Annotated in this window: 27 protein-coding genes and 1 pseudogene; 14 read left to right on the forward strand and 14 right to left on the reverse strand. The window is 53.3% G+C overall.

Annotation, left to right across the window (positions count from 1 at the left end; genetic code table 11):
* Positions 1 to 32: 32 nt before the first annotated feature.
* Positions 33 to 629, reverse strand: a pseudogene (locus KW849_RS26405) (mechanosensitive ion channel family protein); the annotation flags it as partial.
* A 408-nt stretch (positions 630 to 1,037) separates the two neighbouring features.
* Positions 1,038 to 1,505, reverse strand: a complete 468-nt coding sequence (locus KW849_RS26410) for a helix-turn-helix transcriptional regulator (protein WP_218432202.1) — start codon at positions 1,503 to 1,505, stop codon at positions 1,038 to 1,040.
* A 188-nt stretch (positions 1,506 to 1,693) separates the two neighbouring features.
* Between KW849_RS26410 and KW849_RS26415 the strand changes: the two genes are divergently transcribed.
* The 5 genes from KW849_RS26415 (at position 1,694) to KW849_RS26435 (ending at position 4,320) form a co-directional block, all read left to right on the forward strand.
* Positions 1,694 to 2,101 carry a hypothetical protein gene (locus KW849_RS26415; RefSeq protein WP_218432203.1) on the forward strand — a complete coding sequence of 136 codons (408 nt, stop codon included), beginning with the start codon at positions 1,694 to 1,696 and terminating at the stop codon, positions 2,099 to 2,101.
* Positions 2,102 to 2,143: 42 nt separating this feature from the next.
* Positions 2,144 to 2,566: a hypothetical protein gene (locus tag KW849_RS26420; RefSeq protein ID WP_218432204.1), complete on the forward strand. Its 423-nt coding sequence runs from the start codon at positions 2,144 to 2,146 to the stop codon at positions 2,564 to 2,566.
* Positions 2,567 to 2,672: 106 nt separating this feature from the next.
* On the forward strand, positions 2,673 to 3,401 hold the full coding sequence (locus KW849_RS26425) for a metallophosphoesterase (RefSeq protein WP_218432205.1): 729 nt from the start codon (positions 2,673 to 2,675) through the stop codon (positions 3,399 to 3,401).
* Positions 3,402 to 3,509: 108 nt separating this feature from the next.
* Complete coding sequence (locus KW849_RS26430) at positions 3,510 to 3,914, forward strand: hypothetical protein (protein WP_218432211.1); 405 nt, start codon at positions 3,510 to 3,512, stop codon at positions 3,912 to 3,914.
* 49 nt (positions 3,915 to 3,963) lie between these two features.
* On the forward strand, positions 3,964 to 4,320 hold the full coding sequence (locus KW849_RS26435; protein WP_256357381.1) for a hypothetical protein: 357 nt from the start codon (positions 3,964 to 3,966) through the stop codon (positions 4,318 to 4,320).
* Positions 4,321 to 4,679: 359 nt separating this feature from the next.
* Here KW849_RS26435 and KW849_RS26440 read toward each other — a convergent pair whose 3' ends face one another.
* Positions 4,680 to 4,979 (reverse strand): hypothetical protein, encoded by a 300-nt coding sequence (locus tag KW849_RS26440; RefSeq protein WP_218432213.1) that lies wholly within the window; start codon positions 4,977 to 4,979, stop codon positions 4,680 to 4,682.
* Between the two features lie 303 nt (positions 4,980 to 5,282).
* On the opposite strand from KW849_RS26440, the gene KW849_RS26445 reads away from it, so the two are divergent.
* The 4 genes from KW849_RS26445 to KW849_RS26460 all read left to right on the forward strand — a co-directional run bounded on the left by KW849_RS26445 (position 5,283) and on the right by KW849_RS26460 (position 7,097).
* A complete protein-coding gene (locus tag KW849_RS26445) occupies positions 5,283 to 5,513 on the forward strand; it encodes a hypothetical protein (protein WP_256357382.1) in 231 nt (76 codons plus the stop codon).
* Positions 5,514 to 5,661: 148 nt separating this feature from the next.
* Positions 5,662 to 6,159 (forward strand): 3'-5' exoribonuclease, encoded by a 498-nt coding sequence (locus tag KW849_RS26450; RefSeq protein ID WP_218432217.1) that lies wholly within the window; start codon positions 5,662 to 5,664, stop codon positions 6,157 to 6,159.
* A 218-nt stretch (positions 6,160 to 6,377) separates the two neighbouring features.
* On the forward strand, positions 6,378 to 6,626 hold the full coding sequence (locus KW849_RS26455; RefSeq protein ID WP_218432398.1) for a type II toxin-antitoxin system PrlF family antitoxin: 249 nt from the start codon (positions 6,378 to 6,380) through the stop codon (positions 6,624 to 6,626).
* A 105-nt stretch (positions 6,627 to 6,731) separates the two neighbouring features.
* On the forward strand, positions 6,732 to 7,097 hold the full coding sequence (locus tag KW849_RS26460; RefSeq protein ID WP_218432228.1) for a histone-like nucleoid-structuring protein, MvaT/MvaU family: 366 nt from the start codon (positions 6,732 to 6,734) through the stop codon (positions 7,095 to 7,097).
* Positions 7,098 to 7,271: 174 nt separating this feature from the next.
* On the opposite strand, the gene KW849_RS26465 is transcribed toward KW849_RS26460, so the two are convergent.
* The 4 genes from KW849_RS26465 to KW849_RS26480 form a co-directional block, all read right to left on the reverse strand.
* Entirely contained in the window at positions 7,272 to 8,264 is a 993-nt protein-coding gene (locus tag KW849_RS26465; protein WP_218432229.1) for an LLM class flavin-dependent oxidoreductase, read from the reverse strand.
* Between the two features lie 100 nt (positions 8,265 to 8,364).
* A complete protein-coding gene (locus KW849_RS26470) occupies positions 8,365 to 8,925 on the reverse strand; it encodes an NADPH-dependent FMN reductase (protein WP_218432231.1) in 561 nt (186 codons plus the stop codon).
* A gap of 214 nt (positions 8,926 to 9,139) precedes the next feature.
* Complete coding sequence (locus tag KW849_RS26475; protein ID WP_218432233.1) at positions 9,140 to 9,544, reverse strand: nuclear transport factor 2 family protein; 405 nt, start codon at positions 9,542 to 9,544, stop codon at positions 9,140 to 9,142.
* A 78-nt stretch (positions 9,545 to 9,622) separates the two neighbouring features.
* Entirely contained in the window at positions 9,623 to 10,480 is an 858-nt protein-coding gene (locus KW849_RS26480) for a sugar phosphate isomerase/epimerase (protein ID WP_218432235.1), read from the reverse strand.
* A 109-nt stretch (positions 10,481 to 10,589) separates the two neighbouring features.
* Between KW849_RS26480 and KW849_RS26485 the strand changes: the two genes are divergently transcribed.
* Positions 10,590 to 11,504: a LysR family transcriptional regulator gene (locus KW849_RS26485; protein WP_218432236.1), complete on the forward strand. Its 915-nt coding sequence runs from the start codon at positions 10,590 to 10,592 to the stop codon at positions 11,502 to 11,504.
* Positions 11,505 to 11,660: 156 nt separating this feature from the next.
* Here the strand turns inward: KW849_RS26485 and KW849_RS26490 are convergent, their stop codons facing one another.
* The 5 genes from KW849_RS26490 to KW849_RS26510 all read right to left on the reverse strand — a co-directional run bounded on the left by KW849_RS26490 (position 11,661) and on the right by KW849_RS26510 (position 16,462).
* The gene (locus KW849_RS26490; RefSeq protein WP_218432242.1) at positions 11,661 to 12,692 is read right to left on the reverse strand and encodes a zinc-binding dehydrogenase; all 1,032 of its coding nucleotides are present in this window, start codon (positions 12,690 to 12,692) and stop codon (positions 11,661 to 11,663) included.
* Between the two features lie 196 nt (positions 12,693 to 12,888).
* The gene (locus KW849_RS26495) at positions 12,889 to 13,977 is read right to left on the reverse strand and encodes a Gfo/Idh/MocA family protein (protein WP_218432247.1); all 1,089 of its coding nucleotides are present in this window, start codon (positions 13,975 to 13,977) and stop codon (positions 12,889 to 12,891) included.
* A gap of 82 nt (positions 13,978 to 14,059) precedes the next feature.
* Positions 14,060 to 14,863, reverse strand: a complete 804-nt coding sequence (locus KW849_RS26500; protein ID WP_218432254.1) for an SDR family NAD(P)-dependent oxidoreductase — start codon at positions 14,861 to 14,863, stop codon at positions 14,060 to 14,062.
* Between the two features lie 351 nt (positions 14,864 to 15,214).
* Entirely contained in the window at positions 15,215 to 15,520 is a 306-nt protein-coding gene (locus KW849_RS26505; protein ID WP_218432256.1) for a Dabb family protein, read from the reverse strand.
* A gap of 81 nt (positions 15,521 to 15,601) precedes the next feature.
* Positions 15,602 to 16,462: an intradiol ring-cleavage dioxygenase gene (locus KW849_RS26510; RefSeq protein WP_218432257.1), complete on the reverse strand. Its 861-nt coding sequence runs from the start codon at positions 16,460 to 16,462 to the stop codon at positions 15,602 to 15,604.
* A gap of 207 nt (positions 16,463 to 16,669) precedes the next feature.
* Between KW849_RS26510 and KW849_RS26515 the strand changes: the two genes are divergently transcribed.
* On the forward strand, positions 16,670 to 17,584 hold the full coding sequence (locus KW849_RS26515; protein ID WP_218432260.1) for a LysR family transcriptional regulator: 915 nt from the start codon (positions 16,670 to 16,672) through the stop codon (positions 17,582 to 17,584).
* A gap of 49 nt (positions 17,585 to 17,633) precedes the next feature.
* On the opposite strand, the gene KW849_RS26520 is transcribed toward KW849_RS26515, so the two are convergent.
* A complete protein-coding gene (locus KW849_RS26520; protein WP_218432261.1) occupies positions 17,634 to 18,698 on the reverse strand; it encodes a maleylacetate reductase in 1,065 nt (354 codons plus the stop codon).
* 93 nt (positions 18,699 to 18,791) lie between these two features.
* Positions 18,792 to 19,175, reverse strand: a complete 384-nt coding sequence (locus tag KW849_RS26525) for a nuclear transport factor 2 family protein (RefSeq protein ID WP_218432265.1) — start codon at positions 19,173 to 19,175, stop codon at positions 18,792 to 18,794.
* A gap of 775 nt (positions 19,176 to 19,950) precedes the next feature.
* Here KW849_RS26525 and KW849_RS26530 point away from each other — a divergent pair.
* From KW849_RS26530 to KW849_RS26540, 3 genes are all read left to right on the forward strand, one after another.
* A complete protein-coding gene (locus tag KW849_RS26530) occupies positions 19,951 to 20,805 on the forward strand; it encodes a sugar phosphate isomerase/epimerase (RefSeq protein ID WP_218432266.1) in 855 nt (284 codons plus the stop codon).
* Between the two features lie 96 nt (positions 20,806 to 20,901).
* Positions 20,902 to 21,903 (forward strand): inositol 2-dehydrogenase, encoded by a 1,002-nt coding sequence (gene iolG / locus KW849_RS26535; RefSeq protein ID WP_218432267.1) that lies wholly within the window; start codon positions 20,902 to 20,904, stop codon positions 21,901 to 21,903.
* 192 nt (positions 21,904 to 22,095) lie between these two features.
* Positions 22,096 to 23,358: a sugar MFS transporter gene (locus KW849_RS26540; protein ID WP_218432271.1), complete on the forward strand. Its 1,263-nt coding sequence runs from the start codon at positions 22,096 to 22,098 to the stop codon at positions 23,356 to 23,358.
* Positions 23,359 to 23,446 lie beyond the last annotated feature (88 nt).

Raw genomic sequence — 23,446 nt, forward strand, 5'->3', positions numbered from 1 at the left:
CGAGCAGGCTCGCTCCTACATTTTTTTGGGTGTTACATCCTGCGTTTTTCGGCTTCGGGAAGATGGCTCGCGCCCAGTACCGCCGGCAATATTCCCGCACGCAAATCCGATCCGCTCGGCTGCTGATACAGGTTCAGCCCAAACTCCGGCAGCACCGCCAGCAGGTAGTCGAAAATATCCCCCTGGATCCGCTCGTAATCGGCCCACGCCGTGGTGCGGGTGAAACAGTAGATTTCCAGCGGAATACCCTGGGCCGTGGTCTGCATCTGACGCACCATGCAGGTCATGTTCGGCTGGATCTCCGTGTGACTCTTCAGGTAAGCCAGCGCATAGGCGCGCAAAGTGCCGATATTGGTCATCCGCCGGCGGTTGGCGGACATGGCTGCGACGTTGCCCTGGGCTTCGTTCCAGGCCTTGAGTTCGGCCTGTTTGCGGGTCATGTAGTCGGTGAGCAAGTGCACCTGGGACAGCTTCTGCTCTTCGTCGTCACGCAGAAAGCGTACACCGCTGGCGTCGATGAACAGGCTGCGTTTGATCCGGCGACCACCGGAAGCCTGCATGCCGCGCCAGTTCTTGAACGACTCGGACATCAGGCGCCAGGTCGGGATCGAGACGATGGTCTTGTCGAATCCGGTTAATAGTGAGTTAAGCAAAAAATGGACAGCTGAGAGCCCGCTAAATCAACGTTTTGGGTTCAGATGGCTTTGTCCATTTTTTTATAGATGAAATGGACATCAATTTCGATTGGTTTCAGATGAGGACTGGGCGAATGCCACTTGAGGCCAAGCCAGCATCTACGCATTGCGATGAGGGGTTGAAGACTGGTCAGGAGAATTTCCGCAGAAGAGGGGATCTCAGGAGTAGCCTCTGATTTTTGAACGCCTTAATCTGAGGAGAATTTAGCCTTTCTTAGTGAGCGGCGGTGATCAACGGGCCATCAGGATTGGCTGGAAGGGTTGGTCAGCGCTGCGCGGAACGCTTTTGTGGACAGACATGTTTTTAGTATCAAAGCCCTTAAGCTTTGACGGCGTTTACCGTTAATGAGGAGCCTTGGCTAGATACCGTTGTACCGTTGACTTAGAAACGTCCAATTCTCGAGCTATCTCTGAATTAGATAGGCCTTTTTGCTTCAGCTGTGGAGCAAGTTTTAGTCTTTCACCCGCAGCGAGGTTGGAAGGTCGTCCATGTTGGCGTGGCATACCACCGCTGGAGATCAGCTCAATCACTCCAGTCTCTTTCAGCGTCTCTAGCTTCCTCGAGATCCGCTCCAATGCCACATCTGTCGCCTCCTCAGTAAGCAAAGAAGTTGTTAGGAGCATTAGAACAGTGGGCTCAGCGTCCAGCATTTTTGAAATTTTCAAAAGCATTTCGATCGAAACGTTCCCTTTGCCGCGCTCCACGCGGCTCAGATATGAGCGATCAATTAAAGGTAGATCGTCCTGGGACATTCCTGATTTCTGTCTCAAGGCCCGGACAACGGCCGCAAATGCTTCGCTGAGAGACATTTATGATCCTCTACAAAACAGAGGATAAAGCCACATTGCGCCGATCCATAACACGTCATATAATCCTCGTTATGGGTCGTCTGGCTTCGCCAGTCATGAGAAGGTATTGCCCGAGGTAGCGTTCCTTCCGTGAGCTTTCCTAACGGTGATGCGCTTAAACATATGACATGTATTGACGGAAATGAAGCATGGAGTTCGAAGAAATCCAAGCAGCCAACGAGCTCCTCTCCACCACTGGAGAGCCACGCTCTGGATCTGGAGAAAGCCAAGAAGCGCTAATTCATATCGCGCAGACCCGCTTCCCAAACAAAGGCTTTTGCATCGTCCAGCAGTGGACGATCGTGCGCGCAATAGCGAGCGATACGGATCTCACCAAAATCCACCTTCATGGCCACCTGCCGCTCTTTGTTTTCGCCGAAAAAGTGATCCTAGACAGCCGAGGCCGCTTCGATTACGGAAATTGGGTGCGCAGCACCATGGCCATTTCATTCCAAGATGGCTTTCTCTTTGAAACCAAAAACACTGTGTACGTTTTGGGGGGAGACGGCGACGAAAAGTCAGCCAGTCTCGCTGCAATACTGTCTCTCTATCAATGATATCTGCTGCGACTGCGTTCGGTAGATCCACGGGAATGTGAAATGTTTAGAAGTCATGAGACCGCTGCCGAGGGCGCGCCTAATATTTTTGGGGATGGATATTCGAACTGGCGGATGTTTGAGCGCCACTTGGCTCATGCTTGGTATCACGTTGTCCTTGAAGAGCGATGGGAGGGCAGGGTGTGGACACGCACCATGATGATTAGTGACGTCGATATGCTCGAAGAAATACTTTCCCAACAAACCATCGATTTTGTCGTTACGGAAATTCAGGTCGTCACGCCTGGGTGGATGAACAAAGCCGGCAAATGGATTATGGAGGGGCTTTCGGGGCTGTTGGTCGGATATGACTCTAGTGGTGCTCGTGTTTGCCTTCATAACATTGGCGACGAAAAGGCTTATACGGATGCCCCAGGCTGTCTTGTTGACCCTCACTCTCTCAAAGGGCTTCGAGTGATTTTTTAATCCGAGTACGTAAATCGCAGCCTCTCCTGGCAAGGCGCGCCATGGTCGGAGGCCGCCCGCCGCAGCTGTATGCAATGTACAACTAAAACGAAAGTGGTCGTCTGCTATGAAAATTCAGATTTACTCAGATCTGCACCTCGGCTTCGCTCCATTCGATCCAGCCCCAAGCCACGCGGACGTAGTCATTCTCGCTGGCGACATTGATATCAAATCGCGTGGAGTCTCATGGGCGAACGACACATTCCAGTGCCCGGTGATTTACGTTTGCGGAAATCATGAGTACTACGGCGGCCACATTGATCACACGCTTCAAAAAATGAGGGACGCGGCAGCGCCTCATGTGCACGTCCTCGAAAACGAGGCCTTGATCCTGAATCAAACTAGGTTTTTGGTCACGACAGCATGGACAGATTACTCGTCGACCGGTGATGTCGTTGCCGCGAAACGTATTGCTTGGGACTGGATGAACGATTTTACCGTGATCAGAACCGATGCAAATTTCCGACGTTTGCGTCCTGATGACTTAATCGCTAAATCAAAGGCGGCGTACGCCTGGCTTACTGACGAGTTGGACAAGCCCTTCGCTGGTAAAACTGTTGTCGTCACGCACCATGCCCCTACGTCGGAATACGTAAGTGGGGATTTTCCAGAACACCTCATTGCTGCGTACGCAAACAATTGGCCCGAGCTTCTGGAGAAGGCCGATCTTTGGGTCTATGGACATACCCACATCTCTGCGGATTTCGTTAAAGGAGGATGCCGAGTTGTGTCAAATCCTCGCGGATACCCGACCGAGGAGACCGGTTTCGATCAGGATTTTTTGCTCGAGATCTGACGAGCAGCATGCAGCGATGAACCTCAGCAATTTGAGTTTTTCCTACGTTCTGGCGCTGGGATGAATTCCATTCGTGCGATCTAAACCTAAATCGATCGAGTAATTCACATGATTACGTTAGAAGAGATTTCCCACCTCCTTTATGGAGCAGGGAAGGAAGCACTTGGCTGGCAGGGCACCCAAGATGAGCTGATTGCATTGGCAGCAAAGACATTCCCGGGCAAAGCGTTCTGCATGGTGAAGCAGTGGATCCTGATCGACCTTACGGTTAACTCTGATGAGAAAGAAAAGCTAACCGGGCTTGGTCTACTTCCTGCGACGCTTTTCGCGCATGAGATAGTCCTGGACAGCAAAGGCCGATTCCAGGCTGGCATGTGGGTGCGGAGTAATTTCGGAGTCTCTTTCACTGAAGGCTCCATGTTTGAAACCAACAATACGGTCTACCTCCTGCTTGGGCCAGGACGGAGAAAAGAGGCTAGCATTGGTGCCGCTTTTTCAATGAAGGCAGGGTGAGCGATGCTTGCCGACGGTTTATTCATGGTCGTTTTGGAGCTTGAGTTGGATGCCTGAAGTAATTGAGCTGGAATTTCATAGTAAAAATGTCAGCAAATTTCAGCTGCGCCGTTTGGTGCGAGCAAGCCTTCGCAAATACACGGTGCCTGTCACGGCATTCATCAGCGACGCTTTTATTGCAGATGACACATGCGTCGGGGTGTCATTCGATCACTCTGAGAAGGATGATGCCTACCACAGAGCTGATGGTTCAATTCTTCACACGGGTAAAATTCAGTCGGCGAGGAAAGAAGGGCGATTTTGGTTACTCGAGACTCAAGATGGTAATTACGTCATCGCTAGCTTCAAGCGGGGCCTCGGGAGAACTAGCTTTCTAAGGCTGCTCGAATCCGCTGACCGTCTCTAAATGGTGGTGGGAAAGCCACTCTTGATTAACTCGAGACAGGGGTCGGGAAATGGCAGGTGAACGATGGTCAGTTACTCGGGCAATAGCTCATTTTGACGAATTGCTCGACGAGGTGATCACGACCCGCAAACCAGTTTTCGTTGATGGAGAACGCAGAACTGCGGTACTCATTTCAATGGAGGAATGGGAGTCCATTCGAGACAGGCTCATTGCTCGAGCCCCGTCAGACCTTTGAAAATCGCCGCTATCCCTCATAAAGTTTAATCAGCGGCGCTCCGAGTACCACTACGGAGCGCTTCAAACTGTCTCTATCGTGCGAAGCTCTTTTTACGTCGGACGGATTCACATCTCGCCTTGGCTCAGTAACCGTACTCGTTCAGCAGCTTTTGCAAAAACTCACGCCGCCGTTGGACGATACTCAAAACGAGATAGTCGCGCTCAGTGTCTCTCCTCGACAAATGCCCAGCGTCTACAAGACCGTGGATATAGCCATCGGCTTTGCCCCTAGCTTCGAGCAATGCCTCTTTGGATGTGCTTTTGAAGATGTCATCAGCGATGAGCTGCCAGCGCTTCATTTGACGCCGACCAACTGGGTCGTCCGAAAATTTTGGTGCATTGATCAATGTGTTGAAATCGTTGGATGCGGTGGCAGTGCTCAAGGTGGGTACTCAGAACGGTGATGTCTGGAGTCGAGGTTATCATGCGCACACTTAACCGCTTGCTGCTGGCTGGCTCATAGGTAGTCCTGCTTAGCATGTTGTTGGCTGGTTTTTGTAGGCGCTGGCGCGGAGGGACGACTTCAATGATGGTGCCCGCTATCGGTGGCACCTTTGAACATTGCGGAGCGTACAGGCAGTGCTATTCAGTGAGTACATTCTTAGCTCGGAGTTGATTTGGGATATCTCAGCCTAGAGGACATCTACCCCGATGACGTTGGAAAATATGGGCATATGCGGGTGGGAATGACCGACCTATACGTAAAAGACAATCACGCCGTTTATGGTGTGGTTACGCGTGGCGAATACCGCGAGCTGACCAGCAGGTTACTGTGTGACAAAGCGGTGCAAATGATCATCAGCGCTAAGCTCGCCGCATTGCCTGAGGACTACGATCCGTGGATCAGGCGGATCGAGCGCAATCGCGCTTTGCACGCTAAGTATGGGGACAAATTCGATCCCTGGGGGGACGACTGAATGCACCTATGCCCAATTACAGATGCTGCGCCTCATCTTACTCAGCCGACCTTGTAGTTACGTTCCCCGAAAATCCATCGGTACTGGTAAATAATGGGACGATCACGGGCTCCAATGACAGTCCACATTCGTTGAAAGGGAAAGGGCGTTGAAGATATTCCTTGATTGCGAATTTACGCAGCTCAGTCGGGACTCGAAGCTGATATCCCTAGCTCTGGTATCAGAGTCGGGCCAAGAGTTCTACGTTGAGCTGACCGACACCTATTTGGTCGAAGACTGTAGTGACTTCGTTATTCAGAACGTTCTACCGCAGCTTGATCCTCTGCGATGTGGTCAGTCGCTTAGCGAAGCCCAAGCCTCTCTTCGCAGATTTCTAGTGAGCTTCGTCGAGCAGCTTGAGGTGTGTTCAGATGCGCCCAATCGGGATTGGAAGTTTTTCTATGATCTCGTTTGTGCAGATCATCAACCATGGCCAGTCCAGGTTTTGAATCAACCGACCAACCTCGCGATCCTTTTTAATGAGGTCGATGCGGAAGCTCTTGAACAGGTAGAACTGTCTGATCCGCCCCACCATGCATTGCTCGACGCGCGAATGCTCGCAGAGCTTTCCAAGATCTTGGCCTCCCGGCTTGTTTTATCACTGTAGAGGTTCATTACGACGTAGGCCGATCAGCTTTGACAGTGTACTGCTGGTGACTCGGCCAACGGTGGGGAAGCGGAAAAACTGGATTATTCCAAATTATGGCTCAGCCATAATTATTACTGAGCCATAATTTTCACTTTCAAAAGCTCCGATCAATCGGAGCAACACTTTGGCAGGAAGCTGCCGCAGTTCCTGCAACGTCGAACCGCATAAGGTTGATCATGAATGATCCCCGTATCCACATCATCGCTTCTGAGAACCGCGTTCAGAGCGAGACCGCGCTGGTGCTTACCGAAGCGATGGCAGATCATCTCTCCGTATCGAGAACTCTCGAGCTTCTGGCGTCTGACATCAATGCGTACCCGGAGCGACTACTGCCTGTGGATACGCGACTAGTCGCTCGCATCATTTCACTAGTTGGTCAGGTAGATGTTGACCTCAATTCACCGCTCTCAGCGGAAGACGAGTAAATCAGGGCCCCGAACCTCGACTCGCGAACACGGAGCTCCCCGACTCTAAATTCAAGTTTTGCGTTTTAGTGTATTGTTAGGTGACTAACTACGTAGAGAACTACCATGTCCAAACTCGCAGAATTCCGCCAACTGGAAAAGCACCTTGCCGAACAGCTCCAAGCTCTCGAGGCGCTGAAAGGCGACGCTGGCCTCAAGAAGGAAATCGAATTTGAAACCAAGCTGCGCGCACTGCTTGCGGAGTACGGCTACAGCCTGCCGAACGTGATCAACCTGCTTGATCCGAAGTCTGGTCGTCGCGCACCAGCAGCCGAGTCCAAGTCCAGCACTCGTAAACCACGCCAAGTGAAGATCTACAAAAATCCTCACACCGGCGAAGTCGTCGAAACCAAAGGCGGCAATCACAAGACTCTGAAGGAATGGAAAGCTGAGCACGGCTCCGCGACAGTTGAGTCCTGGCTGACCAAGTGATTTTAATTTGAGTACAAACAAGGGCCAATTAGAGGCCCTTTGTTGTAATTGAGCAGGACTCTTTGAATGAGGGAGGAGCGATTAGTCACTTAGTCGAGCCATTGCTAGCTGGCATACGACAGCTGCGACTGGGGAGCATATTTCAAGCTGTGCGTGAGTGAGGTCTTCATCGATTTAGCTTAAAAGATCGGCTATGGACTCTGCTGCAAGTTGGTAGGAGCGACAGCGGGCTTGTGGATCATAGATCCGGGCGTCGATCATGAGCTCGTCAGCCTTAGTGAATTCTAAAAACTGCACAAGGCCGCTACGGACGTCATCCGAAGTGCCTATTGCCGTGAATGCGAGCTCTTGCTCCAAGCTCTGGCGTAAATTCGGCGATATCCGTTCCATGAAGCCTTCTTCAGGTGCCGGCAATAGCGTTGGCTGACCTGTGTGAACCCCTGCCACCCATTTACGGTGGGAGCTCGCGATCATTTCAGCCTCTGCCCGAGTGTCTGCGGCGAACACATTGATCCCTGCCATGACGTAAGGTTTGGAAAGATGGCGAGAGGGTTTGAATTTCCTGCGGTAGACCGATAGTGCCTCTTCAATCATCCTCGGTGCGAAGTGAGAAGCGAACGCATAGGGTAAGCCGAGCTCCGCTGCAAGGCTTGCGCCGTATGTACTCGATCCCAAAATCCAGACTGGGATGTTTTGGCCGGCGCCTGGGACAGCTTGTACACCTTGATGACCTTTTCCTTCGAAGTAGTTGAGAATCTCTAGAACGTCGTTTGGAAACTGGTTCGGGTGCGCATCTAACGACCTTCTCAGCGCTCGTGTAGTAGCTTGGTCTGCCCCCGGTGCCCGACCTACCCCAAGATCAATCCTGCCTGGGTAGAGCGTTTCCAAGGTGCCGAATTGTTCGGCAATCAAGAGTGGGGCGTGGTTTGGCAGCATGATCCCCCCCGAGCCAAGTCGGATCGACTTCGTGTGGGCAGCCAAATGGCTCATGAGCAAGGTGGTGGAGGAGGAGCCGATCCCTGGCATGTTGTGGTGTTCAGCCAGCCAATATCTGCGGAAGCCACATTGCTCGACGTGCTGAGCCAGCTTTACCGAGTTCGCGTAGGTCTGCGCAAGAGTGCTGCCGGCATTAATAGGTACGAGGTCAAGAATGGAGAGAGCTGTCATGGTGCTCCTGATTTATGCAATGCTTACTTCGGTGTTGCAACTGCACTAACTAAGCAACTACCGGTACTCGGATTAATGTTTCGCATTGGCTACAGGCCCATCAAGCCCTGTGCATGCCAACAGTTCGGCTGAGCGCCGTCAGCTGGGAGGCGATAAGTTTCTTAGTCGCTTCGTCAGTAATTTGTCCTAGCTCCTGGTCAACCTTTGCGGGGATTTGGCTGATCATGATCTCAGGCTTGTTTAGCACCATCGCGTCGAGGAATACCAAAATCTGGCGCAGATGATATTGCGCTCTTGCACCACCGATCATGCCAGGCGATCCGCTCTGGATCGCCACCGGCTTGCCTGCAAAAGGTGTCTCAGGAAGGCGAGATATCCAATCCAAGGCGTTCTTCAGCGCCCCTGGTACGGAGTAGTTGTACTCCGGGGTTACGATGATGACTGCGTCAGCTTGTTTGATGGACTGGCCCATCCGGACTACGGAGTCTGGGAAGCCTTCGGCCTGAACGTCCGCATCGTAATGTGGAATTTCTTGGATTGGGCCGAGGAGTTCGATTGATACCCCCTCTGGAGCCAGCGACTGCAGCGAGCGAGCCAGAGTGCCGTGGTACGAGGCCTTTCTCAGGCTGCCGAGGAGTGCGACGAAATGCTGTGCTTCCATGTTGAAGTCCTATCTGTAGTTCTGGTGGGTGCAGATGACTTGTGGATTAGCGGTGCGGGGATAAGTGATCAGTGACCTCAGGAAAGTCAGGCCATCAAGCTTGTTCCTGCCCCACACTGCATGTGGGTGCTCGCAGTAGAGCTGCACCTGGAGTGGTTGGACGGCGAGTGCAAAATCCAAAAGCCAAAAGCCCGAACCAAGTCCATGGCGACAGTCATTGGGCCGCTATTGCAACGCCGTAGGAGTTTTCGAAGAAGCGATAGCGAGTGATCAGATCGTCGGTGACCTCAAATTCGATCGCAAACTCACTCGTAATCGTCTTACCGGTGCGCAGCACCTTGCACTCCAGCGAGCCGAGAGCGACGCCGCGCTCATGCTCGGCCATCACCGTGGTGATATCGAAGCTGATTGGCTGAAGGTATTGGCCGAAGTCTCGGTAAAACGCGGCTACCGCCTGACGACCTTTACGCTCTCCAACCCAAGGGGCGATATCTGGCGCGCCGGGGATGCTCCAATCAACGTTTGGGCAAAAGCTCTCTGAAATAGATTCTGGGCTTTGGCCACTGGAAATCTTTGCGAACAAATTGCGAATGACTTCGAGGGTTTTTTCAGTGCTCATGGTTTCAAGCTCCAGTGAAGAGATGAACAACCGGCTTTCAGCCATTGATGATTAAAAGCTCGGCATCACGGCTCAAACTTACTTATCGAACTGTTTGATGGTCGCCTGGAAGGCGCGGTTGGCCATGATTTCCAGTGGAAGCTTGCGCTCAACGTCAGAAAGGATTTCCAGACCCCATGGGCCTTCGTAGCCAGCCGCCTGGACTGCTTTGATGAAAGCCGGCACGTCGAACACACCTTCACCTGGCAAGCAGCGCTTGTGAATGGTATCCATCCACAGTGGTTCTACGGCATATTTGTGGGCGTCGTTGAGCTCGATCGACTTGATGAAGCGTGCAGGGATTTTGGCGATTTCGCTGAAATCGACGCCGCCACGGTTTAGGTGCCAGATGTCCAGGAGAATGCCACCGTTAGGCTGATTCGCGCCTTGCACGATGGCCAGTGCGGTCTCTACCGTGCGGACGTTACTGAAAGGCATGATCTCCAGTACGATGTTCACACCGACCTCTGCTGCTTGTTGGCAGAGCAGGGTGAACTCTTTGATCATCAACTTGATATCTGCGACGTCTTCGCCAATACCAGGGCCAATCTTGATGGAGCGAGCGCCCAGTTCTTTGGCGGCGTGAATCAGCTCTTGGCGCACCTTGTCCGACTGACGACGGCGCTCACCGCTGTGGTACCAGTCAACCAGGAACTCCAGCTCAACGTGTTTGATACCGTTGTCTTGCAGGATCTGCTTCATGGCCGGGAAGCCGATCTTGTCGACCGTATCCATCATCCCATTGTGAACCAGGCCGATACCTTTGAAGCCTGCATTCGCGGCAGCCTCCATACGATCCTTGAAGGAAAATGGGCTGACTTCGCTTGGGCCCATCGGGTAAATATCGCCGGCAATTGTCCAGTAGGCTGCCAACAGTTCAATGTTTTGAGTAGTCATCTCGAATCCTCTGTATCTAGGTTGTGAATCAACGTGGGATCAGATTAAGGTAGAGATTCGGTGTGATAAACTACATAAAACTCCTTATAGAGTTGACTAAAGGTGGACAATGGCACAGGTCGAACAAGCCCTCAGTGGTGTCATGATTTTTGTTGCGGCAGCCCGTGCGGGAAGTTTTACCGTTGCGGCAGATCGCCTTGGCATCACTAAATCGGCGGTGGGGAAAAGCATCGCGAAATTGGAAGAACGGCTCGGTTGCAAGCTGTTCCACCGCACCACTCGTAGCCTCGGACTCACGGTGGATGGCGAGGCTTACTTTGCTAGCTGCTCAGTGGCTTTGGACGAGATTCTGGCAGCGGAAGCGTTCTTGACCAGCCATCAGCAAACGCCCAGCGGACGCCTCAGGATCGATCTTCCTGCAGCCTATGGGCGAAGTATTGTCCTTCCAGTATTGCTGGACATCATCGACACCAATCCCGAGCTCAAGCTGACAGTGACCTTCACAGACCATGTGATCGATCTGATTGAAGAGGGCATTGATCTGAGCATTCGATTCGGAACGCTGAAGGACTCCAGCGGCCTCGTAGCGCGCCGTTTAACGGTTCAAAAGCAGATCATTTGTGCTGCGCCACGGTATCTTGAAAAGCGCGGCTGTCCTGAGTCACTGGAGGACTTGCAGAACCACAGCTGCATCGTGAATTACCGGAAAGGGCAGCGGCTGAGCTGGAGTGTTCTTGATAATGCTGGACAACTCACGAGGATCATTCCTCCGGGTACCCATGAAGTGGGTGACGGTGACGCGATCGTTGCCATGACAGTCGCTGGTCACGGCATCTGTCAGATGCCCAGCTCTCTGGTACGCGACCATCTCCAGGCTGGACGTCTGGTGCCAGTTTTAGAGCAATACAGCCCTGGAGATGTAGAAATTCATGCAGTCTGGCCACAGACGCGTCACCTGCTGCCCAAGGTTCGGCGGGTGGTGGACGAACTGGTGGTTCGAGCTGAACGAGGCGCGTTGGATTGATGTTTCGCGTCGATTGAATTGAAGGGCAATGAAGTTGGGATTTGTCGTGCGTTCAATGAAAGCCGACGGAATGGGATAGTGAGCTAACGGCCAGGTGATCGAGTGACGTACGCAAACGGATTTTTCGTACGACGTCGATAACAATCCAGTTCTACTTTACTCACCAGCAAACTGGATCAGGAACTTCGGAGCTGTTTGGCCTGACTCATTCATGCGTTCGAGCAGCGTCACCGCTGACTCAGGGGGAGCTATTTGCGCGATTAGCCGTTCCGGATCGATTTTCCCTCTGGCAAAAAGGCTGAGCGTTTCGCCATAACAATCAATGCCGTGCAAAATGCCATGAATTGTCAGATCTTTTAACGCAATGTCTGCCTGGTTCACATTCTTCGAAGGTGCGCTTGCAAGCCCTATAAGCGCGAGCCGAGCGCCCATATCAGCGATGTCGCACGCCAGGCTCATAGCCGACCCTGTGCCGGAGGTTTCGATGACAACGTCGTAGTTATTACGCTGAGCTTTTTTCGGGGACAGAACATGTGTTGCCCCCAGTTCAAGTGCAAACTGGAGTTCTGACTCAGCAAGACCAATCACATCGACTGTACGGGCGGTCTGTTTTGCCACGAGCAGGCTCATAAGGCCCAAGGTGCCTGAGCCGATCACGGCGACTCTGTCAGTCATGTTGATCTGAGTGCGAGCACACGCGCTGTATGCGCTGACCATCGGTTCGGTAAGGGTGGCTGATTTCAACGAGACGTCACCGGGAACGACTGTTACCGCATAGTCCGGAACTGCGATGTAGTCAGCAGCAGCTCCGGGCATAAAACGCTGGCCAACTTCCTTGAGGTTTCGGCATTGTTGTCGTTTTCCTCGCTGACATCGGTCACATTTTAGACATGGAACCATGCTGTGGCCGACCACGCGGGCACCAATTTGCGGGTGTTTGACGCCTTCGCCAACTGCAACCACTATGCCGGTGTATTCGTGTCCGAAGATAAACGGATATTGAATGTAGCCCTTTTCAATATAGAAACTGTTTCCCGAATACAGATGGGAGTCAGTGCCGCAAATGCCAACATACGCAGTTTTGACGATGATCTCTCCGGGCTTGGTTACCGGCGCGTCGACCTCACCCAAGTTGAGTTGAGAAGGGCCACTCATCAAGAGCGCTTTCATCTTGTGTTTGTTACACATAGCTACTCCATGTGTCGCGCATGCCTCTACTACTCAAAGCGAGAGATTACGGATGCGCGAACCAGATTCGGGTGCGAACGCGACTTTTTTGCTTGAGTCTGCTGAGCTCAGCAGAGAAAAATACTGTTGTGCTCTCAATGAAAATAACCAGCATCTCCCTAGTCGTGACGAGCACGACTGGGAGTGAGGGGCTGATCTAACTGAGCATCACTTCTTGTCCGCGTTGGGCTGCCGACTCGAAAAGCGCTTCGAGGATCACGTTGATGTTGTGGGCCTGCGTGGCGGGGACTTGGGATGGCAATCCGTTTCTTAGGGAGTTGACGAAGGCTGCGGCCTCTCGATCGAAATACACGGGGTTACCAATCTCAGCGATCTCGGGTGAGTACACTGTTTTGCGCACTGCCCATATCTCCGGAAAGCTTGTTTCGTTCCAGTGTGTCCAACCCTGTGGATAGCCAAATTTACCGTCATGGTAGAGCTTGTAGGACGCAGGCATGGGCGTTGAGTGCATCACGCCATGTGTGCCGTAAGCGGTGATATCCCAGCTCTCAGTCCAAGGCATGGGATCCCAGGATGTGAAGTCGATCGTTACGATCTTGTCGTCATAGTTGAGTACTGCTGCGGCGGCGTCCTCACGCGCAGAGTCGCTCATCTGTCCTTCGAATTTGGTGATACGCGCGTTGACCGACTTGGGCATGCCAAAGTGGAGAAGAATGCGGTCAATCGTGTGGCATCCGATTACGTAAAAAGCGCCGCCAAGGTCACCTGGCTGCTTCATGTGATTCGTATCGGCTTCCTCATGTGAGCACCCGGCATGAGCACGCACCTGGAGAACCTTGCCTATTTCTCCGCTCTGCAAAACCTCCTGCATTTTCTCCACTGAAGGTGTGAACCTCCAGCAATACCCAACCTGGAACAAGTTGCCGGTGCGCTGCACCGCTTCTATGATCCTAGCGGTGTCTTCTGAGCGGCGCCCTGCTGGTTTCTCGCAGAGTACGGCTTTTCCCGCTTCGAGTGCTTCGATCGTCCAGTCAGCCATTAGATAGCTTTTTGGGTGCACCAGGACGATGTGTACATTCGGATCGTTCAGGATTTCCTCTTTGCTGCGCGCTTGTAACCCGAGTGCGTCCACGAACGGTTCTAGCAAAGGGCTGTCATCATACGCGCCAAGAAATTGCACATTGGGCATGCGCTGAAACGCCTTCACGCGTCCGGACGTGTGGGGGTGGGTGATGCCCAGGCACGCTACGCCTAGCTTGGTTTCGCTGGTGATTTTCTGTGACATTTTTGACTCCTCGTTGTGCGCACTTGCTGTTCCACCCTGTACCGGTGGGGCGATTCATTCCGTTGAGCTTGGGAGGGTGTGATCAAATTACCGAGCGGATGCTGCCGCCATCCACACCCCAGACGCTCGATGTCACGAAGGAGGCGAGGTCGGATGCCATGAAGACAATGACGTTCGCAACTTCTTCAGGCGTACCGAGACGGTCGAGCGGGAGCTGGCGAAGAGAGAGTTCGTGCTCGACGGCCAACTGGGGTTCCATGCCATGAACTTTGCCCATCGTTTCGGCAAAGCCACCTGACTTTGTCCAGAACGGTGTCCAGATCGGGCCTGGAGCTACCGCGTTTACACGGATGTGCGGGCCTTCACTGCGAGCCAGCCCTTTCGTGACAGCCAAGACAGCTGCTTTCGAGGCGGCATAGTCCAGGGGGCAGGGCTCTGGCTGTCTGGCGAGGTCGGATGCGTTATTGATGATCACACCGCTTTTTTGAGCTCGCATGGTCGGCAGGACTTTGCGGCAAGCACGGACGTAACTCATGAAGTTGAGTTGCATGGTTGCTTCCCAATCTTCATCCGTGAGGTCATCGAACATTCGCACCGCGCCCGATCCGACGTTGTTCACCAGGACGTCGACTTTTCCTTCATAGGCAGCGAGAACACGATCGATGCCCTCGTTCACGCCGGTCAGGGTGCTGAGATCGGCTTTCGCAATGGCTACCGTAGCGCCCAGCGCTTCAGTGTCCGCTTTCAGCTCTGAGAGAGCGTCGGCGTCCCAATCCAGCAGGGCCAGATGGCTGCCTTCTGCCGCGAATGCTAGCGCGGTTGAGCGGCCGATCCCTTTTGCCGCGCCGGTAATCAGAACGACTTTGCCAGCAAGGTTTGTTTTCATAATTGGATACCTTTTTAAGCCGGGAAGTTGAGTGCAACGTCTTCGCCAGGTAGGAGTGCAGGAGTCAGTCAGGCTCCGGTAGCTCTGAGACAGAAAATCCAGAGCGTGTATTCGGGAGCGGAGAAAGGCAGAGCTTTACTACCTCCGGTCGTCGACACCCTTCATGCTGCAATTTGAGTGTGGCGCTGGTGGGGCATCGCTCCACCAAGTGCACAGCGCGGCACTAAAGAATCGGGCAGAGGGAGATGCTCGTAGGGGAGCGGTGTGTTCACGCCACTGTTCCTGATTCTTTTTATTTGATGGAGAAACTGAGTGGAAAGGCGTTCCAGCCGCACAAGGCAGCCTGTGTGCCTAGATGTAGTAGTCCACTTGATGCCTTGTAATGCGCAGATTTCCGAGTTCCTCACGAACTCGCAGGTGAGCAGGATGGCTTGCGTATCCCTCTAGTGCTTCCACTGAGTCAAACTCGGAATAGAGAACCACATCGCATGCATAATCGATCTTGCTGAAATCGACTCCGATTTCCAAAGTTCGCAAACCGGGAATTTCTGTCCGAATGCTTTCAAATGCCGACTTCAGTTTTTCGATGTTGCTGGAACGCTCCACTTCACTTTCACCGCGCAGATTCCACATGACGATGTGTTTGACCGGTTGCATATTCCTCTCCGAGGTAAATTGGTAAACAGGCGCAATGGTCTACAAAACCATGCAGACCTTCACTCAATGAACTCCGCGCGGCTAGGCGTGGTGCAGAATAAAGTCGAACTCCAGGGTGTAATACTGAGAGTCGATTTGTTTGCCGTAAGGGTCTAGGCCGCTTTCGTGTGGAACCCATTCGGCAATAAGCGAAGAGCGAACGCCGAACACGGCGTCTGAGTCCAGATAGTCGCCTCCTTCACGAAACACATGAGTGACGAGTCTCTGGAAACCTGGAGCGGTGATCATGAAATGCAGGTGTGCTGGACGCCATGGATGACGGTTCAACGCCTCCAGCATCTTGCCAACAGGGCCGTCGTGGGGAATTGGATAACACTCGGGCACGATCGACTTGAAGTGGTAGAGACCCTGTGCGTCCGCCTGGATGATTGCCCGGCCTTGGTAGTTATCCAGATCAGGCTTCTGGACGTCATAGAAACCAGCTTCGTCTGCTTGCCAGACTTCAATCGTGGCGTTGGGAATCGGGGTGCCATCGGTGGTTCGTACCTTGCCTTTGACGAACCAGGGTGTACCAGGCAGGCCACCACTGATGTCCTCCCCCAAATCGTAGTGAGGGGCATCGGCCACGTGAAAGGGGCCGAACACGGTCGCTTCGGTACACCCAGCAGGCTTCTTGTGGTTCTGTGCGGTGACAAGCGTGGACAACCCCAAGGTGTCCGAGAGCAAAATGAATTCCTGGCGAGTTGGGGTGCATATTTGACCGACTGCTGTCAGGAACTCGATACCCTTTTCCCACTCTTCCTCTGTCAGCTTGGTCTCGCGGGCGAACGCGTGAAGGTGCTGTACGAGAGACGTCATGATCTCGTGAAGTCGACGGTCTTCTGTACCGCAGTTTCGCTCCAGAACGGCTCGGGTGATTGTCTGCTCATCTAGGTTTCGCATGGGAGTGCTCCCTGTATTTTTATTTGTGGTGGGAGAAGGAGGTGCTGCCAGCCTTCGCCTTTGGGAGACAGCCACGTGCTATGGGCAGAAGCTTGTTCCCGAATTCATTGGACTACGCTAAAGTGCTGAAAGGTGGAATAAAATACTCAAAATGAAAATCTTTATTTCACCTATGAAAAACCCAGCCACCTTTCGGGATATGTGCTGATGGATCGATTCACAGAGCTAGAGCTGTTTGTCCACACTGCGGAACTGGGTACGCTGAGCAAGGCGGCTGAGAAGCTTGATATTTCAAATGCCGCTGCAAGTCGGCATCTGGCGGCCTTGGAAAACAGGCTGAAGGTTCGTTTGGTCGAGCGAAACACACGGCGCTTATCGCTTACGAATGCCGGTCATGATTTCTATGCGCGGTGCAAAAACCTGCTCGCTGAACTTGGCGAGGCTGAGGCCACGGTGAGTGCGGCACTGGTTGAACCCACGGGCACACTGACTATAACCGCGACCATTTCCTTTTCCATGTTGCACCTCGCACCTTTGGTTCCCGAATTCCAGCGCCTGTACCCGGGAATAAAGGTCAAGATCGTCGGGGCCAACCGTTACTACGACATTATCGACAGTGAAATCGACCTGGCGATTCGTGCACGGGAATTCGAGGCTGACTCCAGCATCACCATCCGCAAATTGGCAGATACAAGAAGGGTACTGGCGGCGTCACCCAAATACCTCAAGCGCAAGGGCGTGCCTACCTCAGTGCAAGACCTCGCAAACCATGATGTGCTGATCTACAGCCTTGCTAACCATCCGAACACGATGGAGTTCAGCAAGGGGACTGAGCGAGAGACCATCAAGGTGCAACCTGCGCTGGAAACAAACGATGGGCAGATTGTGCGTGCGGCGGCCCTGGCGGGAGCCGGGATTCTCGTGCAGCCCAAATACATCGTTTATGACGACTTGGTGGCGGGCAGGCTGGTGTCTGTCCTGGATGATTGGGATCTCCCCCGGCTTACCATCAACCTGGCATTTCAGGATCGACGTTACATGCCGGCCAAGACGAGGCTCTTCATCGATTTTCTATTGGATAACTTCAAGAAAAATGATTATGAGCGTTACTGGACTAGTTGAAAAAACCTCGGCTCGCACCCAGCGACCGAGCCGAGGTTAAGGTCAACTTTTATTCGGGGCGTTTGCCCTCGTAAGCGTTCTGAAGCAACTGACGGATACCCTCACGCTCGATAGGGCGAGGGTTCCAGTAAGGATTGGACAGGGCGATTTCAGTTGCCCGGTCAAGGTCTTCTTCTGTCAGCCCCAGTTCACGAAGAGTCATTGGGGCGCCGAGCTTCTCAGCCAGGTCGTACAGCGCTCCCCCCGCAGAGTTGTGCTTGACGCGCAGTGCTCGAACGATACGAGCGGCCGCATCCGGTGCTGCGCTAGCGTTATACGAAATCGCATGAGGCAACACGACGGTATGTGTTTGGGCATGAGACAGGTTGAAGCTTCCGCCCAGTGTGTGACACAACTTATGGTGAAGTGCCATTCCCACGTTCCCCAGCACGGTACTGCACAACCAGGCGCCGTAGAGACAGTCGCTGCGGGCATCCAGATCATCGGGGGCGTTGGTCACTTGCTCCAAACCTTCAGCCATTGCCCGAATGCCTTCCTCGGCGATGAGTGACATGACCGGATTGCCATCCTGTGCGTAAAGGCCTTCAGCCGCGTGGGCAATCGCGTTCATGCCGCTCATTAGCGACAGGCCAACAGGCAATGTTGCGGACAGTTCAGGGTCGTAAATCACTGTCTTTGGAAGGACGCGGGGATCCTTGCCGGTTTTCTTGATGCCGTTTTCAGTGAGCCCATAAACGGGTGTCATTTCTGATCCAGCATACGTAGTTGGAATCGCCAGAATCGGTAACCCAGACTCAAGCGCAATGGCTTTGCCCAGGCCTGTGGTCGAACCGCCACCGATGGCAACTGCGCAATCGGCTCCCAGCTCTCTGGCAATCTCTCTGGCTTCGCGTGCAGTCTCGATCGGCACGTGCATGACTGCTTTATCGAAAATGCCTGCGGCACGTTCGCCGAGGATTTTCGCAATGCGTTCAGCCTGATCACGCTGTTCCGGCGTGGAGAGTACGAGTGCACGACGAGAGCCTAAGCGATCGATTTCGGCCTCAAGTTGCTGCAGGGATCCTTTGCCAAAAATCACTCGGGCGGGCAAACCGGTATAGGTGAAATTCTTCATGATGATGAATGGGTTCCTGTCGATGGAAGGGGGGCGCAGAAGCAGGCGGTGTGCGTGGCACCTATCGCTTTGTTTTCGCCGATGGGGCTGGCTTTAGCTCGGGATAGGGGTTGGCTGATAGGCAATCAGCTTCCACTCACCTTTACGCTGCTCCCAGACGGCGAGAGCCTTGTTACGTAGGGTTTTTGCGATGCCGCCCGATGTGATCTCGCCATTCATTTCACCGAATACGAGTGCGATGTCCCCGACCACCTTGATGCTTTGAATTGGGTGTTCGATGCGGTGGTAGACGTAGAATCCGTTCAGGCACTTGTTGAGGTAGCTCTCAAGCGTATCGACGACGCCGTTGGAATGGGCATAGCTCAGGTCAGGATGTGCGAACGCACGGAATGCCTCGAAATCACCAGCCAGGATGGCGTCATAGCGTTTGTCTTCGAGTGCACGAATCAGATTTTCAACTTCATTATGGTTCTTCATGCTCGGCCTCTTTTGTATGGCGGGGCATTGAGCGAGTACTTGGAATGCCCCGCGTTGCGTTGCCGTCGGATAACTGTTGTCCTTCGGTCGACGCTCACAATCAAGCCTATATTTACAATCTTGGATATAAAACCTCTTGAATGGAATTCTTTATTTCATGGGTGAAATAATGCTTGTTCAATAAAGCAGGTGTTCTCTATATCCGTCTTACCACCTATGTCAGAGGTGATTGTGGAAGGATAGGTGAGCTGCCCAGCAAGATTCACCAAGCAGATTCTTCCACTAGGTGGAAAAGAGATTTCTCTTTCTGGTCTTTTATACCTGAAAACGCATGTCTAAGATCGTTCCAAAATGACAGCCACCTAGGCTGCACAGAACAAGAACGGAGACTTAGCTATGCACTTTCTCCTTGCCCTATTTACGCACTTTCTCGCTGCTGCTTCGCTCTCCCTGAGCCGTTCGTACCGAGATCAGCAGATTCCGTTTGCAATCAAAAGCATGTCAATCGTGTTGACCGAGTGTTGCTCGACAGAGGGCGATTGTTCCCGCTTGCCAGCGCCTGATCGTAGCTCCTCTCCAATAGTCCCTTCATTTCTTTCGCAATCGCAGCGCTGGCGGCTAGCGATCGCTATGTCACCGCGCTTCGGTTGCGGTTTTTCCTCTGGAGTTTTGCCGACCTGGAGTTTGGCAGCTGCCAAGCACTCTGCCGGTACTGAATCCGCCCTTTGGTAGTGCAACTACCTAAAACACAGTAACTGCTTATCAGGAGATTTAAATGAGCAATCAAAATGTAGAACTGCTGGCGGCGTACTTCACGCTCTCGGGTGACGTGTACCCATTTGGCCCTACTGAGATCAGCCCGTTTGCATTCCGCGACCGTGTAGAGGCCGCTGCTGAGGCTGGTTACAAAGGTGTAGGCCTCATCCATGTCGATTTGATGTCCACCGTCGATCGGATTGGCTTCCGGGAAATGCGTCACATCCTCGAAGCTAACGGCATCAAGCATGTTGAATTCGAATTCCTCACCGACTGGTACAAGGATGGCGAGCTGCGTCGTGCTTCCAACAAAATGCGTGCTGAGCTATTCAATGCCGCTCAGGAGTTGGGTGCACGCGCTGTTAAAACCGCGCCTGGCCTGAATGAAGAGCATGCCGATATTCCTCTGATGGTCGAACACTTCGCTCAGCTCAGTGAAGAAGCGAAGTCTTATGGCACTAACATCGTTTTGGAAATCATGCCATTCAGTAACGTGCGCACCATCGACACCGCACTGGCATTGGTGCAAGGCGCTAACCACGACAACGGCAAACTGCTGCTGGACATCTGGCACCTCGCTCGCGGCGGCGTTGACTTTGCCGACATCGCCCGTATCCCCGGCAAGTTCATCGGCTCTATCGAGCTGGACGACGCCGATAAATATGCCGTAGAGCCTCTGTGGCAAGACACCATCCATCGCCGCCGCCTGCCAGGCGAAGGTGTGTTGGACATTCCTGGTTTCATTAAAGCAGTCCAGGCCACTGGTTACACCGGCCCGTGGGGTGTGGAAGTGCTTTCCGAAGTGGTGCGCAAGTTGCCTCTCCAAGAAATGGCTCAGCGTACCTACGAAACCACCATTTCTCAGTTCAAGTAACACGAGCAGATCTGCGTGTTGCTGCGCGGGGGAAAATGTCTCCCGCGTCCCTACCTAAAAATAACAGGCAGCCAGGCTGTCGAGGGAAGAACCATCATGTTACGTATTGCTGTTTTGGGTGCTGGACGTATCGGAAAAATCCACGCCGCCAACGTCGCTACCAATCCTCGCACCAAACTTGTTGTGGTAGCTGACCCGTGGAAAGAAGGTGTCGACGCGCTGGCTAAGCAACTGGGTTGCGAAGCAGCCTACGACTATGCATCGGCCGTTGATCGTGAAGACGTCGATGCAGTGTTTATCGGCACGCCTACAGAATTTCATATCGAGTTGATGCTCCGCGCTGTAAAGCTCGGCAAGCCAGTGATCTGCGAAAAGCCGATCGACATGGATTACGAACGCGCGAAGGCTGCTGTCGAAGAGCTCGAACGCCTCAATGGTCGTGTGATGCTGGCGTTCAATCGTCGATTCGACCCCGACTACCTGCGTCTTCGTCGTGCAATCGACGATGGTGAAATCGGGGTGGTTCGACAAGTCATCATCACCAGTCGTGACCCGGCGCTGGCTGCGAGGGCATACCTGGAATCGTCCGGAGGAATATTCCGTGACATGACCATTCACGACTTCGACATGGCTCGGAGCCTGCTTGGCGAGGAGCCAATTGAGGTTTTTGCGGTCGGAAGCCGACTGGTCGATCCGTCGCTCGAATCTATTCCGGACTATGACAGTGTGATGGTGCTGATGCGTACCGCTTCTGGTCGCCAATGCCACATCAACTGTTGCCGTGAGGCCGTGTATGGCTTTGATCAGCGCCTGGAAGTTTCTGGTTCCAAGGGCATGCTGCTGAACGAGAACCATCGTTCGAACAGCGTCCGCCGTTTCGGCGCCGAGGCCACTGACGTGGCTGATCCTCTCCTCAATTTCTTCCTGGAGCGTCACGCCGACTCTTACAAGATCGAGCTCAACAGCTTCCTGGACGCGCTCGAAAGCAACAGTCCGATGCCAGCAACACCACGCGATGGTCTCTTGGCGCTTCGCTTGGCGAACTGCGCCACTGAGTCGGCTGAGACGGGCAAGGTTGTGCGGGTAGGGAACGACTAATCGTTCCAAGGCGTGAGCCCCAAACCCTGTATGGGGCTCCGCCTTACGGTGCACCAGGAACAAAAAAGGATGCTTGAAGTTGACGTAGCAAAACGTAGTTGCAAGGGCTGTGGCATTTGGCCCTAGACCAGGATTTCAACATCGCCTGGCGTGCACTGATGACGGTTAACAAAACATACAAAGGTACCGGTCATGAACACAGATACGAAAGCCCTAACTGGGCTGGCCCATAACCACGAAAAGCTTTCCTCGACCCGGCTAGCGTTTATTTTCGTGACAAGTTTATTTTTCATGTGGGGCCTCTCACATGGACTTCTCGACGTGCTGAACAAGCACTTCCAAGACACCCTCCATATATCTCGTGCGCAGTCAGGATTGGTTCAAACAGCCTACTTCGGGGCGTACTTCATCATTGCCCTGCCGGTCGGCCTGTTCATGGAGCGTTTTGGCTACAAGGCAGGGATTCTGGCAGGGCTTGCATTATTCGCCTTCGGGGCACTGCTGTTCATTCCGGCTTCGATGGTCGGAACTTTTACGCCATTTCTGGTTGCACTGTTTGTTCTGGCCTGCGGTTTAGGCTGTCTGGAGACTGCCGCAAACCTGTATGCGGCAGCACTTGGCGATCCTGCAAAATCAGAACAACGTCTGACATTCGCTCAGTCGTTCAACGGTCTGGGGGCGTTCATCGGGCCGGTCATTGGTGGCGCGGTCTTCTTCGCCCCACCCGTTGAACTCAACGGAAGCCGCGTTGATCTGGTTTCGGTGACTTATGCGGCGTTGGCCGTCATCGTGATGTTGATGTTTGTCGCCTTTGCTCGAATTAAGCTTCCCGAAATTCGCAGCGAAAAAGCCTCTGATGTACTGATCCCAGATGGGGGTGAAGTAAGCCTCTGGAAGAAGAGCAACTTCACAGGTGCGCTGGTCGCCCAGTTCTGCAACGTCGGTGCTTACGTCGGAATTGGTGCGTTCTTCATCAACTACGCGATTGATCACTGGCACGGAATTTCCGTTCAGAAAGCATCCTTCCTGCTTTCGCTCGGGATGCTCGCCTACATGATCGGCCGATTCGCCGGGACATGGGTAATGCGTTATGTCCCTGCACGTTCAATACTGATCCTCAACAGCTTGGTGAGCATGATCCTGTGCATCGTTGCCATCGCCGGATTTGAGCGGATCTCGATCTTCGCGGTCACCGCCATCTATCTCTTCATGTCGGTGATGTATCCAACGATCTTCGCGATGGGCATTCGGGGGCTCGGTACACAAACCAAGAAAGCCGGTTCGTGCCTAGTGATGACCCTTGTGGGTGGTGCTTTCGTTCCACTGCTGATGGGGGCACTTGCTGATCACTTTGGGATTGCTACGGCGTTCTATGTACCGCTGGCATGTTTCGCTGTCATCGCGTGGTATGGGCAGAGCCAGACACCCGTGACGGCGACCGGCAAAGCTCACTAGCTCATATCTCCAGCAACGACGTGTAGTAGGCCCTGCATTGCAAGGCCTGCTGCAACGGATTCGGCTTGCCCGAAATTCTTGCAAGCTG

This window comes from Pseudomonas sp. PDM26, from assembly GCF_019219185.1.
In the GTDB taxonomy this organism is placed as follows: Bacteria; Pseudomonadota; Gammaproteobacteria; order Pseudomonadales; family Pseudomonadaceae; genus Aquipseudomonas.